This window comes from Clostridium sp. ZS2-4 (assembly GCF_026719745.1).
In the GTDB taxonomy this organism is placed as follows: domain Bacteria; phylum Bacillota; class Clostridia; order Clostridiales; family Clostridiaceae; genus Clostridium_H.
The window spans coordinates 49,955-63,394 of record NZ_JAPPRQ010000043.1; the positions used below are offsets into that span (position 1 = coordinate 49,955).

General features: G+C 27.4%; 15 protein-coding genes. 9 read left to right on the top strand and 6 right to left on the bottom strand.

What is annotated here, in order from left to right; translation table 11 throughout:
• Positions 1-29 precede the first annotated feature (29 nt).
• The 4 genes from OIO11_RS07090 to OIO11_RS07105 all read left to right on the top strand — a co-directional run bounded on the left by OIO11_RS07090 (position 30) and on the right by OIO11_RS07105 (position 5,130).
• A complete protein-coding gene (locus OIO11_RS07090; RefSeq protein ID WP_268070737.1) occupies positions 30-1,283 on the top strand; it encodes a M16 family metallopeptidase in 1,254 nt (417 codons plus the stop codon).
• Complete coding sequence (gene recX, locus OIO11_RS07095) at positions 1,283-2,125, top strand: recombination regulator RecX (protein ID WP_268070738.1); 843 nt, start codon at positions 1,283-1,285, stop codon at positions 2,123-2,125. Before OIO11_RS07090 ends, recX begins: the two co-directional genes overlap by 1 nt.
• Before the next feature lie 61 nt (positions 2,126-2,186).
• Entirely contained in the window at positions 2,187-3,341 is a 1,155-nt protein-coding gene (locus OIO11_RS07100; protein WP_268070739.1) for a transglutaminase-like domain-containing protein, read from the top strand.
• Positions 3,342-3,780: 439 nt separating this feature from the next.
• On the top strand, positions 3,781-5,130 hold the full coding sequence (locus OIO11_RS07105; RefSeq protein ID WP_268070740.1) for a sensor histidine kinase: 1,350 nt from the start codon (positions 3,781-3,783) through the stop codon (positions 5,128-5,130).
• A 60-nt stretch (positions 5,131-5,190) separates the two neighbouring features.
• On the opposite strand, the gene OIO11_RS07110 is transcribed toward OIO11_RS07105, so the two are convergent.
• The 4 genes from OIO11_RS07110 to OIO11_RS07125 all read right to left on the bottom strand — a co-directional run bounded on the left by OIO11_RS07110 (position 5,191) and on the right by OIO11_RS07125 (position 8,401).
• Positions 5,191-5,544, bottom strand: a complete 354-nt coding sequence (locus OIO11_RS07110; RefSeq protein ID WP_268070741.1) for a tetratricopeptide repeat protein — start codon at positions 5,542-5,544, stop codon at positions 5,191-5,193.
• Positions 5,545-5,677: 133 nt separating this feature from the next.
• Positions 5,678-6,487: an ABC transporter permease gene (locus tag OIO11_RS07115; RefSeq protein ID WP_268070742.1), complete on the bottom strand. Its 810-nt coding sequence runs from the start codon at positions 6,485-6,487 to the stop codon at positions 5,678-5,680.
• Positions 6,480-7,244 carry an ABC transporter ATP-binding protein gene (locus OIO11_RS07120; protein WP_268070743.1) on the bottom strand — a complete coding sequence of 255 codons (765 nt, stop codon included), beginning with the start codon at positions 7,242-7,244 and terminating at the stop codon, positions 6,480-6,482. The genes OIO11_RS07115 and OIO11_RS07120 overlap by 8 nt, the downstream gene beginning before the upstream one ends.
• Positions 7,245-7,378: 134 nt before the next feature.
• Positions 7,379-8,401, bottom strand: coding sequence for an ABC transporter substrate-binding protein (locus tag OIO11_RS07125; protein WP_268070744.1), 1,023 nt, complete (start codon positions 8,399-8,401; stop codon positions 7,379-7,381).
• 227 nt (positions 8,402-8,628) lie between these two features.
• Here OIO11_RS07125 and OIO11_RS07130 point away from each other — a divergent pair, with 227 nt between their 5' ends.
• From OIO11_RS07130 to OIO11_RS07140, 3 genes are all read left to right on the top strand, one after another.
• Positions 8,629-8,754: a hypothetical protein gene (locus OIO11_RS07130; RefSeq protein WP_268070745.1), complete on the top strand. Its 126-nt coding sequence runs from the start codon at positions 8,629-8,631 to the stop codon at positions 8,752-8,754.
• 127 nt (positions 8,755-8,881) lie between these two features.
• Positions 8,882-9,142 carry a hypothetical protein gene (locus OIO11_RS07135; protein ID WP_268070746.1) on the top strand — a complete coding sequence of 87 codons (261 nt, stop codon included), beginning with the start codon at positions 8,882-8,884 and terminating at the stop codon, positions 9,140-9,142.
• Positions 9,135-9,521 carry a retropepsin-like aspartic protease gene (locus tag OIO11_RS07140; protein ID WP_268070747.1) on the top strand — a complete coding sequence of 129 codons (387 nt, stop codon included), beginning with the start codon at positions 9,135-9,137 and terminating at the stop codon, positions 9,519-9,521. The genes OIO11_RS07135 and OIO11_RS07140 overlap by 8 nt, the downstream gene beginning before the upstream one ends.
• A gap of 562 nt (positions 9,522-10,083) precedes the next feature.
• On the opposite strand, the gene OIO11_RS07145 is transcribed toward OIO11_RS07140, so the two are convergent.
• A complete protein-coding gene (locus tag OIO11_RS07145) occupies positions 10,084-10,338 on the bottom strand; it encodes an ABC transporter substrate-binding protein (RefSeq protein WP_268070748.1) in 255 nt (84 codons plus the stop codon).
• Between the two features lie 242 nt (positions 10,339-10,580).
• Between OIO11_RS07145 and OIO11_RS07150 the strand changes: the two genes are divergently transcribed.
• Positions 10,581-11,453 (top strand): DUF4351 domain-containing protein, encoded by an 873-nt coding sequence (locus OIO11_RS07150; protein WP_268070749.1) that lies wholly within the window; start codon positions 10,581-10,583, stop codon positions 11,451-11,453.
• Between the two features lie 74 nt (positions 11,454-11,527).
• Here OIO11_RS07150 and OIO11_RS07155 read toward each other — a convergent pair whose 3' ends face one another.
• Positions 11,528-11,782 carry an ABC transporter substrate-binding protein gene (locus OIO11_RS07155; RefSeq protein WP_268070750.1) on the bottom strand — a complete coding sequence of 85 codons (255 nt, stop codon included), beginning with the start codon at positions 11,780-11,782 and terminating at the stop codon, positions 11,528-11,530.
• Positions 11,783-12,157: 375 nt separating this feature from the next.
• Between OIO11_RS07155 and OIO11_RS07160 the strand changes: the two genes are divergently transcribed.
• Positions 12,158-13,438: a Wadjet anti-phage system protein JetA family protein gene (locus OIO11_RS07160; protein ID WP_442781251.1), complete on the top strand. Its 1,281-nt coding sequence runs from the start codon at positions 12,158-12,160 to the stop codon at positions 13,436-13,438.
• Positions 13,439-13,440 lie beyond the last annotated feature (2 nt).

The window sequence follows — 13,440 nt, forward strand, 5'->3', positions numbered from 1 at the left end:
TTTTATAATGATTTGGAAAAGGAGAACATATGGATAAAGAAATTTTTGACTTGAAAAAATATACATTGGATAATGGATTAACTGTAGTAACAATAAAAAAGGATACTCAATTAGCTTCTATTCACATAGGAATTAAAATTGGTTCTATATATGAGAGTATTGAACAGAAGGGAATATCCCATTTTGTAGAGCATATGATGTTTAAAGGAACAGGAAAGAGAACAAATGAAGAACTTAACGAAGAGCTTGAGCAAAGAGCAGGAGAATATAATGCTTATACTGATTATAATTGTACAGTTTACAGTATAACAGCTTTGAAAGAAGAGATAGAGCAATCAGTGGAACTATTAGGAGATATGGTTAAAAATTCAACTTTTCCTAAAGATGAAATTGAAAAGGAAAGGGGGGTAATACTGGCAGAAATTAGGACAAGCAAAGATGATATAGAAGACTACAGCTATAAAAAGGTTACAGAATATGCTTTTAAAAAGAGTTCTATAAGAATAGATACAATAGGTACAAAAAATACAGTTGAAAAATTCAAGAGACATGAATTGATGAAGTTTTATAAAACCTATTATGTACCTAATAATTCATATATAACTTTAGTTTCGCCATATTCTCATGAGGAGGCAATAGAGTTAGTTAAAAAGTATTTTAATGACTGGAAAAGGCAAGAATTTAACAGAGGAGAAGTAATAGTTGAAGACAATATACCAGGTAAAAAAATTTCATACAAAAGAGATGCTGAACAGTGCACAATTGTGTATTTATATACTTTCCATGGTTTAACAAAAGATGAGGAATTGGCTTTAAGAATACTGAATTATAAATTTGGAGAAAGTGCTAATTCTGTATTGTTTAGACGACTAAGAGAAGAAAAAGGTCTTGCTTATGATGTTTATTCTGAGTTGGATATGAGCAAGTATGTTAAGACTTTGAGCATATATACGGCAGTTAATCAAGATGATGTTGACGAAGCGTTGGATCTAATCAATAAGTCAATTGAAGATGTACAAAACGAAGAAATAGTTTTAGATGATAGAAATGTTTCACTTATGAAAAAAGTATTAAAAACAGCTGTGGCCAGTACACTAGAAGATTCAGCACAGCTTTGCAATTATATATTGCATCAAATTATTGATAAGGAAGATATTTATGAATTTATTGACAATATGAAGAATATGGAAAAAATTAAAAGTCAGGATATATATAATATTTCAAGAAAGGTTTTAAAAGAACCTACTATACACATTTTATTATCTGAAAAGAGTGAGATATAGTGGAGAAAACAATAACAAAAATAGAGACACAGAAAAAAAACAAAAACAGGGTCAATGTATTTTTGGATGATGAATTTGCTTTTTCATGCAGTGCAGAACTTGTTTATTATCATAATCTTAAAAGAAATAAGAAAATCAATATGGAACTATTTAAGGAAATAATTAGAGAAGATAATTATTTAAAAGCAAAAAATTCTGCTTTGAGAATAATAGAAAAGACCTATAAAACTGAAAGAGAAATGTTTGAAAAATTAGTTACCTTGGGGTATGACGAGAAAACCTCATCAAGAGTGATGAAATTTCTAAAGGAATATAGTTTTGTAGATGACAATAAATATGCTGATATGTTTATAAGAGATAAGAGTTTGTTATGGGGAAAGAGTAAAATAAGATATGCATTGCTAAAAAAAGGTATATCAGAAGAAATAGTAGAAAATGGACTCAGTGAAATTACTTATGATATGGAAGTGATTTCAGCAGTAAAGCTTGCAGAGAAAAGATATAATACTATTATCAAATCGGAAAGTAATATGTATAAGATATATAAAAAGCTCGGAGATTATTTGGCATCAAGAGGATATGAATATAATATAATTAACACTGTTTTAAATAGATTGATTAAAATAGATACTCATGATATAAATAATGCAGACAAACTTAGTGAAAATAACCATATGATTGAAACACTTAAAGAGCTTGCAGAAAAGAGATATGGAATAATAAGCAAATCAGAAAAAGATAAATCAAAAATTTACAGGAAGTTAGGACAATATCTTATGCGAAGAGGATATAAATGGGAAGATATAAAAAATGTATTGAAAGATATAATATATAAAGAATAAGTTAAATATTTATTTTTTTTATTTAACAGTTTAACTGTCAACTTGTGTTGGGGGTGGGTATATGACTAAAAATCCAGTAGATGTAGCGTTAATATTAATATTTTTATATCCTTTGATAAAAGGATTTTTGTTAAAATTTTCATCTAAGAATTTAAAAAGTGACCTTGAAGAGGGGAACAGTTATATTTCATTTATAGCTGGAGCAATTTTAGGAACATATTTAACAAAGAAAATTTTTGTAATTCATCAGGAAGGAATATATGTTGAAATCTACAATTATATTCCGGAAAAGATTATTTTAATACTAGAAAGTAATCCAGTATTTATATATGTAATTGTAATGCCAATAATAATATTTTTAGTTTATAAAATTATAGGAATTATTATTGAGGCAATAAATAGTATAACTTTTTATCCACTGCTGGATGGGGTTGAAGATTTAATAAAAGAAAAAAGTGGATTTGTTAAGAGAATAATAGGATTACTCTTTCAATTACCTAAAGCCATTTGGTATATACTGCTGGTAACTTTGGTGTTGAATGTGTCAGCAATAATTGGAGTAAGCAATTCTTATAATGAAAAACTTGATAAATCTATAGTTTACAGCTCTATTTGCGAAAATGTTATAAATCCAATAACAAATTCAAAGTTTGCTCAAAAACTTCCCAATATAATAAATAATTCTTTTAAAATAGTTGTAAAAAACGATGAAGCAGAATCTTTAAATAAGTCTGGACAAACTATAGTTTATTATAATGGAATTACTTTATCAGATGGCATTAAGTCAAATAAAGAAATAGACGGATTTGCAAGGGCACTAACAAAGGATGAAAAAAGCTCTGCTGAAAAAGCAAAAGATATATATAATTGGGTAGGCAAAAATATAGAATATGATTATGATAAAGTTGAAAAAATTTTAAAAAATGATTTTAGTGTAAAATCTGGAGCAGTAAATACATTTTATTCAAGAAAAGGAATATGTTTTGATTATTCTTGTCTTTTTGCAGCAATGTGCAAAGCTAATAACATAGAAGTAAGAATAATTACAGGAGAAGGCTTCAATGGGTCAAGTTGGGTAAGTCATGCGTGGAATCAAGTATATATAAGTGAAGAGAAACGATGGATAAATGTTGATGCTACTTTTTATAAAGGTGGTAACTATTTTGATAGCTCAATTTTCAAATTAGATCATAGAAATGCAAAAATAGCTGGGTAAGTTAAAAAATGTAATTATTTAATACATTTATATTTTAGTATAAAAACCATAAAAAACAAATGTTTTATTGACATATTTTTTGTATAAGGTATCATTGTATTAAGGTATATTACAGAAAAATATGTAAAATTATATCTAACTGAATCTTATCTGCGAATAATAGGGGATGTGATATTAAAATCACCTATAAAGTTAAATTTTTCAGATGGATATTTGGCATTGGTGTGTAAGATATATAGTACTAGTGTCTTCCTTTGTCAAATAAATACATAAAGTGAAGCTTTATAATATATAAGTTGCAATAAATACTATTCATTGTATTAAAACTTATTTTGAAGTTTTTTCATAAATGATTCTTGAACAATGAATATTGATAATTGTAATATATATATGTCCTCTTAAAAAATTTAGGAATAATAACTAATGTGAGGGAGGAAATATGACAACATATAAGTTTATTGCCAAATTTATTAATTCGGCTTTGGAAGCAGTACCTATACTGTTGATGTATCTAAAAGTTCTTCAAAAGGAGTATTATTTAAAGGAACATAAGTTAAAAATAGGGTTATACATATTAATACATGCTATTTTTTCTGCATGGGCTATTATCAGTATCAGCAATGGAGGTCATACACTTGCAATAATTATATTTTCAATAATGGTGATGGCAATTCTTACATCAACAGCATTGAAATATTCAGCTGTAGCTGCACTGATTTCATATATATACATAATAATTATAGAAGTTGGATGTATTACAATTTTTTCGATTTTGGCTGGTAAAAACAGTATTCTTTTATTGGACAATATAAAAATAGATATACTCTTTGCTTTGGTGCTGAATTTAATTAGAGTTTCAATTTTAGCTTTTATGCATAAAACTAAAATAAATTTTATAAAGTTTCCTTTAAAAGAGGAAGAGGACAATATAACTTCCTATTGGATATTTGGCATATTTATTATGCTAATTTGTTTAATTAGCGTTAATAATATCATAAGTAACAAAATAAATGTTGTAATATATCAAGTACTGGTATCTTTACTATTACTATTTTTTATATTTATTGGAATGATTGATTATAGAAAGAGAATGGAATTAAATAAGATAAAAAACAAATTTGAATTAAAAAAAGAATATGCAAATAATCTTGAAAGTATTATAGATATTATTAGGAGAGAGAAGCATGATTTTGCCAATCATATAAATACAATTTATGCTATGTGCATTTTAAATAGACCGGATACATTGGAATGCATAAAAAACTATTTAAGAAGAACTACAAATAATTTAGAAACAGCATATAAGTTTTTTGATACTGGAAATGATTATATAGATGGTTTAATTGCAATGAAAAGTAATTTGGCTTTTGAAAATGATATTTACTTAGATGTGGATTTTGAAATATCCTTAGATGTGATTATGATAGATGATTATGAGTTGGTGGGTATAATAAGTAATATTTTAGATAATGCTTTTCAATGTTTTAATTCAGAAAAACATGATGAAAAAAAAATTATTTCTGTTTACGGATATGTTGAAGAAGGAAAATATTATTTATCTATTGCAAACAATGGTCCTATGATTCCTAAAAATAAAATAGATAAAATCTTTAATAAAGGTTTTACTACAAAAAAAGATGATAAAAAGGATCATGGATTTGGTTTGTTTATTGTAAATAGTCTAATGAAGAAAAATGGAGGCAAAGTAAGTATTTCAAGTTCTCCAGAAGAAACTGAATTTTTATTGGAATTTAAACTGAAAGAGGACTCTTGTGAGGAAACGGGCTAATATAAATTCTTTAACTATACAAATAAATTTAATGTATACTTAGGGGAATTTTCAAATTTGCTAGTTTCGTTTAAGGCTGCTGATTATTAAATTTATAGCTTTTTCGCAATCATAATCTTCGTTATTTAAAGCCCATGCTGTATTGAAATACATTAAAGCTTTTTTGGCATTTTTGAGCATGGCATAGCAATAACCTAAATTGAAAAAATAACGGCTATCTTCTTTTTCTTTTATAGCAGATTTCAATAACATAATAGCTTTTTCATAGTTATTTAGTTTAATGAAACATACTGCTGTGTTATATAATGAAGCTGGTTTGTTTTCTTCAAGTTCAATAGCTTTTTTATATGCAGCAATAGCTTTTTCATATTCTTCATTATTATATAAATTATTAGCTAAGTCAAAATAGCTCATACATAAACCTCCTAAAATTGAAAAGATTAGTTAAATTATTGTCTAGTTATATATAAATTATTCAACATACATAGAAAAAAATTACTGTAAAAAATAAATTTATACTTTATTTTTTACAGTAATTTTTTTGAATCTAATTTTTGTCAGATATATTTTTAATTAAACATTTTTCAAAGTAAGAAACTCCAGCGTACATAAGAAATGCTAATACGGAAAGTATTATTATGCTCATCATTACCATATCAAGTTGAGATATTTGACCTCCAAATATAATAAGGAATCCCAATCCTTCTTTTGCAACTAAGAATTCTCCCATTATGACTCCTACCCATGAAAGACCTACATTTATTTTTAAAGAAGAAATTATTGTAGGTATGGAGGCAGGAATGATAAGGTGAGTTAAAATTTGGCTTTTATTAGCACCGAAAGTCTCTAGAAGTTTTATTTTATCTTTATCAACTTCTTTAAATCCATTTAAAATATTTATTATTGTTACAACAATAGAAATTAGAAGTGCAATTAAAATTATTGCATTTATACCATTACCTACCCAAAAAATAATTATGGGAGCTAATGCAACTTTAGGCAAAGCATTTAATACAACAAGGTAAGGGTCCAATACTTTTGAGGCAAAATCAGACCACCATAGGAGTACTGCTATAAAGGTACCTAAAAATGTTCCAAGTAAAAAACCCAGTATAGTTTCACCGCAGGTAATTAAAATATGTCTGAACAATGTTCCTTCGCTATAGATTTTCATAAGGCTTTTCCACATTCTTGATGGAGTACTGGTTAGAAAAGGATCAATTAAGCCTGTATTGCCAGCTATTTCCCAAAATGTGAATAGAGCTACAAGAATAAATAATCTAGTGATTAAAACTTTACGATTGTCTTTTTGTACTGTTTTTAAAAATTTTTCATGTTCAATGCTGTATTTAATCATTTATATCTAACTCCTCCCAAATTGTATTAAAATAAAGTCTGAATTCAGGAGCTTCTCTAGACTTTAAAGGAGAATTATATTCATTTGAAAATTTAATAGGTACTTCTTTTTTTATTACTGCAGGACGTTTTGAAAGTATCAATACTCTATTTGACATAGATATTGCCTCGGAAATATCATGAGTTACCATTATAGCTGTTTTATTTTCTTGTTTGATAATTTTATAGATTTCATCACTGGCAGTTAATCTGCTTTGATAGTCCAGTGCAGAAAAAGGTTCGTCCAATAATAGAATTTCAGGATTTAAAGCTAATGTTCTTATAAGAGCTACTCTTTGACGCATACCACCAGATAATTGATTAGGATAAAAATCTTTAAAATTCCATAGATTATAATCAATCAAAAGCTTTTTCACCATATTTCTATTATATTCATTTACTTTATGTTGAATTTTTAATCCCAAAAGTACATTGTTCCATACGGTAAGCCATTCAAAAAGCTGATCTTTTTGAAACATATAGCCTATTTTCAAATGTGAAGAACTTATATTCTTACCATCTATCAATATGTCGCCTTGAGAAGGAGTTAACAGTCCTGCTATAATGTTTAAAACTGTGGATTTACCACATCCAGATGGTCCTACAATACTAACAAATTCTCCTTTAGATACAGAAAAATTAATATCCTTTAAAGCTTCAGTCTCGTTTTTGAGAGTATGATAATTCATATATACGTGAGATATTGACAGTTTGTTCATTATATCATCTCCAAAGAATTATAGTTCATTATATGAATGAAAAAAAATAATGTTAAACATTCAATGGAAAAACAAAGCATAATTTTATAGAAAGAGAGCTAATGTCTGATGACATTAACTCTCTTTCTATGCTTTTATTTTTTTTCAGAAACAGTTTTTTCGGCGTAGTCATTAGTAACAATTGTAGTAAATGGAGGTCTTTCTTTAATTAAATCTGCTTTATAAGATTGAATTATGTCCATAAGTCTATTCAAATTTTCTTCCTTCATTACTGGGGTCTCAGCAAAGGCTTTTATATTTCTGTAGTTTTTAATAACGTTTGTTAAAATTTCTATGTCGCTTCCAGGGAAGAAAGATTGTATGGATTTTGCAACTTCTTCATTACTGTGATTGGCAACCCAAACCTGACCTTTGTATATTGCTCTTGTAAATTTTTCAATAACATCAGGATTTGCGTCCATATATGATTTAGTTGCAAAATAACATGTATAAGGAATTGTACCAGCCTGTTTACCTATTGAATCTACAATATATCCAGAATTATCTTTCTCTAGCATACTAGCAGTAGGTTCAAAAAGAGCAACATAGTCACCAGTTCCAGCTTTAAATGCACCAGCAGTAGCAGTAAAAGCAAGATTAGTTATAATATTCACATCTTCACCAGGTTTCAAGCCGTGGTTTCTCAAAACATATTCAAGAGACATTTCAGGCATTCCACCAGGTCTTCCGCCTATTATAGTTTTTCCTTTTAGAGATTCCCATTTAAAATCAGCTTCTTGAGTTTTACCAACTAAGAAAGAACCATCAGTTTGAGTAAGCTGTGCAAATATAACAGGTAGATCTTCACGTTTTTGATTGTAGATGTAAATAACTTGTTCAGGACCACAAAAACCAATTTGGCAGCTTCCAGATAAAACTTGCTGCATGGTTTTATCTGCACCCTGACCTGTAGAAAGATCAATATCTAATCCTTCTTCTTTAAAAAAACCTTCATTTATAGCCACATACATAGGAGCATAAAATACAGAACGTACTACTTCATTTAACTTGATCTTTTTAAGAGTTGTTTCTTTTTTTGTACTACAGCCCGATAGAAGTGAGAAACTTAAGATCAATGTACAGAGAATTGAAAATAGACTAAACACCTTTTTTTTCATAAAAGTAATTTACCTCCATAGAATTAATTCATGTGATAGTATTATATGAAATTTATGGTTTACTGGTGATTACGGTTTATTAAGCCTTACATTTAAATATTATGCAATCTAAATCTATTTCTTTACAAGAATTTTTACTTTTAGGTTCTTATATTCTAAAATTCTTTACTTCTTTATTTTTGAAATTTTGAGTAACAAAGAGTGTTCATTTCTCTTCTGATTTTTGTGTGGGGAAAAGAGAGATTTCAGTAGTTGTAAATTATCCTAAGGGAGAAGATGAATTAAAGGAATTAGAACTGTATTTAGATGTTTACACAAACTGGGCACATGGAGACGCTTATAAAGCTATATAGGAAATAGGAAAATCTCTGTTTAAGACGAAGATTTTTTTGTGGATGTGTTATAATATTTATAAGTTAAATGAGTAGAAAGTATATTTTTTAATGAACATATATTATTCATAAATAAGGAGTGTTTTATATGAAATGGGAAGAAGCAAGAGATATGTATGTTGATAAATGGATATTATTTGAAGCTATAGAGGCATATTCGGAAGATGGAAAAAGAATTGTTGAAGAAATTTCTGTTATAAATGCTTATGATAAAGGGAAGGAAGCTCTTAAAGAGTATGCAGAAAAACATAAGAAGGATAAAAGTAGAGAAATGTATGTATATCATACAAAAAATGAGAAATTATTTATAGAAGAAAGAACATGGATTGGAGTGCGAAAAAATGGTTAAACTTCAATTAAAATATGGACTCCCATTTTGTAATATTAAATTAACTTATAAAGGGAAAGAAATAATATTAGATGATGTACTTTTAGATACAGGTTCAGGTGGTACTGTTTTTAAGATGGATAAAGTAGAAGAAATAGGAATCACAATAGAAGAAGATGATATAATTGAAACAATTTCAGGTGTGGGTGGTTCAGAATTTGTTTATAAAAAATATGTAGATTCAATAAGTATGGGTGATTTAAATTTAGAGAATTTTAAGGTGGAAATAGGAGTAATGGACTATGGATTTGAAATAAACGGGATTGTAGGAATGGATTTTTTAAAGTCAGTAGGAGCAGTTATTGATTTGGATAAAATGGTAGTGATAAGGGCTGAATAAATTTTATTGACAATATTAAATAAACAACATTGTAAAGGGCAGTCAATCTTATGTGGATTGAGTGCTTTTTATTAAGGTTAAATTAAGGATAAGAATTATTAACCTAACAAAATATAGATAATATGATACAATGTATTCTTTTGATAGCTTTGTTGATAATTTCAGTGCACATTTTTTTATGGTAAACAAATAAAAATTGATTATTTACATTATGAAGATTTAATCATGAAAAGAGCAATGAAATTTTTAGAAAGAAAAGATTTAGAGAGTAAAGGAGGAATTGAGAGTGACAGAGCTTGGTAAAAGTTTAATGGATGAAGGTAAAAAAGAAAAGGCAATAGAAATGGCTAAAAATTTATTAGATATTCTTTCAGTAGAGATGATTGCTAAAAAACAGGATTAACATTAGATGAGGTTAAAAAGCTAAAAGAAGAAATGGAAAATAATAAAGAAAATTAAATAATCTAGAGAAATTTAGTATATATTTTTTAAAATAAGCTTGACTGAATAGGTAGTCAGGATTTTGTTTACTTTTTAGGAATTTTTATGTACAACCTCTTAATTACAATACTTGTGTTTTGACAATAGTTGTTTCTGCACCCTGACCTGTAGAAAGATCAATATCTAATCCTTCTTCTTTAAAAAAACCTTCATTTATAGCAACATACATAGGAGCATAAAATACAGAACGTACTACTTCATTTAAGTTGATCTTTTTAAGAGTTGTTTCTTTTTTTATACTACAGCCCGATAGAAGTGAGAAACTCAAGATCAATGTACAGAGAATTGAAAATAGACTAAACACCTTTCTTCTCATAAAAAAATTTACCTCCACAGAATTAATTCATGTGATAGTATTATATGAAACTTATAGAGTACTGGTGATTAGGGTTTATTAAGCTTTATATTTANCAATTTTTATTTTTAAGTTCTTATATTCTAAATTTCAAGGCTATTGTTATATCAATATGTGAATTGCCAGGAATTAAATATGTTGTTGAAGTAATTTTTATAATGAATTAAAATAAAGATATAATAAGAAACTAGGAAGGTGAACTAATGAAGTCTACACACTATGAAGATTTGATAATGAAAAGAGCAATGGATCTTTTTGCAGAGGAAGGACTAAAATTCTTTGGAATAAACAAAAAAGTTAAGGAACTTGGTCCAACAGAATTAGTTGTTTTAGAAACTAAAAACATGTTTATGGACTATACCTTCCTAATGGAAGATGATACTTTTATACATTTTGAATTTCAAACAACTAATAAAGGGAAAGTAGATTTAAGAAGGTTTAGAGCTTATGAAGCATTATTAAGTCATCAGACGGGTAAAGATGTATTAACTTATGTTGTTTATTCTGGTAATATAAAAAATCCAGGAAATATTTTAACAACAGGAATAAATGAATACAAAGTAAAATCAATATCTATGGCAGATAAAGATGGAGATAAAATATATAATGATATTGTAGAAAAAATAAAATCCGGAATAGAGATTACAAAACAAGATATAATATCTTTAACATTTACTCCTATTATGGGAGGAAAAATAAGCACAGTAGATAAGATACTTAATGCTATACATATAGTAAAAGATATACACAACGATTATAGAAATGATGTAGAATCAATACTATATGCTTTTTCAAATAAATTTTTGAGCGGAAAAGATTTAGAAAAAGTAAAGGAGGAATTGAGAATGACTGAACTTGGTAAAAGCTTAATACAAGAAGGAATAGAAAAAGGTAGAGAAGAAGGCAGAGAGGAAGGCAAAGTAGAACTTTTAATTAAAATGTTGACTAAAAAATTTAAAAAGGTGCCAAATGAATATAAAGTAAAAATAAAAACACTTCCAGAAGAAACATTAGAGATAATTGCAATAGAGATATTTGAAATAAATTCAATTGAAGAATTAGAACAGTACTTTTAATAAATAAAGGAAGGGTATTCATTCATAGCGAGTGAATGCCGTTTTTTTAGCCACTTCTATGTACAACTTCTTAATTATAATACTTGTGTTTTCACAATAGCTGTTTCTGCACCCTGACCTGTAGAAAGATCAATATCCAAGCCTTCTTCTTTAAAGAAACCTTCATTTATAGCCACATACATAGGAGCATAAAATACAGAACGTACTACTTCATTTAACTTAACTTTTTTTAGTTGAGTATCTTTTTTTGTACTGCAGCCTGATAGAAGTGAGAAACTCAAGAACAATGTACAGAGAATTGAAAATAGACTAAACACCTTTCTTCTCATAAAAAAATTTACCTCCACAGAATTAATTCATGTGATAGTATTATATGAAACTTATAGAGTACTGGTGATTAGGGTTTATTAAGCTTTATATTTAAAGATTATGCAATTTAAAGTTATTTTTTTACAATAATTTTTATTTTTAAGTTCTTAAATTCTGAAATTTTTTAGTTAGGTTTAATCTTTGAATGGAGAATCATTATATAAATACTAAAAATACGGTATAATTATGAATAGAATTTAAAAAGTGGTGGTGATAGTATTAATACTCATTTATTTAATGTAATACCTGATAATTTATTTTCACCTTTAGCTTCAGCAAACAAGTATTTATATGCAGAAATTATTTTTATTACATATAAATTAGTTCAAAATGGATTGTCTTATGGTATAGAAAAAGAAATATTAGTTGATGAGATAGAAGGTTTATTAAGAGAGAGAAATATAAAAAGTTTAGATGAAGAATTAGGAGAAAACTCTTTAAGCTTTAAAGATAAAGCAAATTCTTTAGTTAGAAAGTTAATAGATTATGGGTGGGTTTATAAGGAGACTACTAACAATTATAAGGAAATCATTAATTTTAATGATTATGCAATAGTTATAATAGATGCTTTAAAGAAGATTATAAACAAGGAAACTTTAGAGTATCAAGGCAACATCATATCCATATACCATTTACTATATTCTACAGAAAACATAAATAATGGGGTTTTGTTAAAGCAAGTCTTTGAAAATACTAAGGAGATATTAGGAGCTTTAAAAACTTTAAATGCAAATATAAAAAAGTACATAGATGCATTAACTAAACAGCAAACACCAGAGGAGATAATGGAAGCGCTTTTTAAGGATTATATGATTAATATAATAGATAAGTCTTATCACAGATTAAGAACCTCAGATAACATATCTAAATATAGACCTAAGATAATTTCCAAGTTAGAAGAATTAAGCTATGACAATAATTTTATAGATAATGCAGCAAAATTTTTCATGGAAGAAGAAAATCTAAAGGAATTAGAAGATGGGAAAGAAAAAGTAATAAATATTATACAAGATGTTATTTATGCTTTTAATAATTTGGATGATATCATGGAGGAAATAGACAGTAAGAATTCAAAGTATCAAAGGGCAGCAGTAACAAGAGCTAAGTTCTTATTGAATAATTCAAGAGATTTGGTAGGACAAGTAAAGAGGATTCTTCAGTTTGCAGCAGAGAGTTATAAGGATACAGAAATGAAGCTGACTGATGAAACAATAGAGGAAATTATGGATTTATTCACTTTATATACTCATGGATATATTGATGAAACTTCTCTTTATACTTCAAATGAGGGTAAAAAATCATTTGCACCAAAGGCTTTAGTATTAAAGAATATATCAAAAGAGGAAAGAGAAAGAAAAATAGCTGAGTTTAGAAAAAATCAAGAGAAGAAGTATACTTTAGAAAAGATGAATAATATAGTTTTAGAGTTGTTACAAGATAAAACTATGATGTATGCAGATGATATAGAGATTAGGTCAGTAGAAGATTTTATAAAACTAATATATATAAGATTATACGGAACAGCTGTATTAGCAAAATATAAGCTTAAAAAGAGAGAAGACATGATAAATAATGACGGATATAGCTACAAAAACTTTGAAATTTGGAGGAAGTAAAT

Bases quoted from the DNA above. Each gene is read 5' to 3' on its own strand.
- OIO11_RS07090 (WP_268070737.1), top strand. From the start codon at position 30: ATGGATAAAGAAATTTTTGACTTGAAAAAATATACATTGGATAATGGA.
- OIO11_RS07100 (WP_268070739.1), top strand. From the start codon at position 2,187: ATGACTAAAAATCCAGTAGATGTAGCGTTAATATTAATATTTTTATAT.
- OIO11_RS07105 (WP_268070740.1), top strand. From the start codon at position 3,781: ATGACAACATATAAGTTTATTGCCAAATTTATTAATTCGGCTTTGGAA.
- OIO11_RS07110 (WP_268070741.1), bottom strand. From the start codon at position 5,544: ATGAGCTATTTTGACTTAGCTAATAATTTATATAATAATGAAGAATAT.
- OIO11_RS07115 (WP_268070742.1), bottom strand. From the start codon at position 6,487: ATGATTAAATACAGCATTGAACATGAAAAATTTTTAAAAACAGTACAA.
- OIO11_RS07120 (WP_268070743.1), bottom strand. From the start codon at position 7,244: ATGAACAAACTGTCAATATCTCACGTATATATGAATTATCATACTCTC.
- OIO11_RS07125 (WP_268070744.1), bottom strand. From the start codon at position 8,401: ATGAAAAAAAAGGTGTTTAGTCTATTTTCAATTCTCTGTACATTGATC.
- OIO11_RS07135 (WP_268070746.1), top strand. From the start codon at position 8,882: ATGAAATGGGAAGAAGCAAGAGATATGTATGTTGATAAATGGATATTA.
- OIO11_RS07140 (WP_268070747.1), top strand. From the start codon at position 9,135: ATGGTTAAACTTCAATTAAAATATGGACTCCCATTTTGTAATATTAAA.
- OIO11_RS07145 (WP_268070748.1), bottom strand. From the start codon at position 10,338: ATGAGAAGAAAGGTGTTTAGTCTATTTTCAATTCTCTGTACATTGATC.
- OIO11_RS07150 (WP_268070749.1), top strand. From the start codon at position 10,581: ATGAAGTCTACACACTATGAAGATTTGATAATGAAAAGAGCAATGGAT.
- OIO11_RS07155 (WP_268070750.1), bottom strand. From the start codon at position 11,782: ATGAGAAGAAAGGTGTTTAGTCTATTTTCAATTCTCTGTACATTGTTC.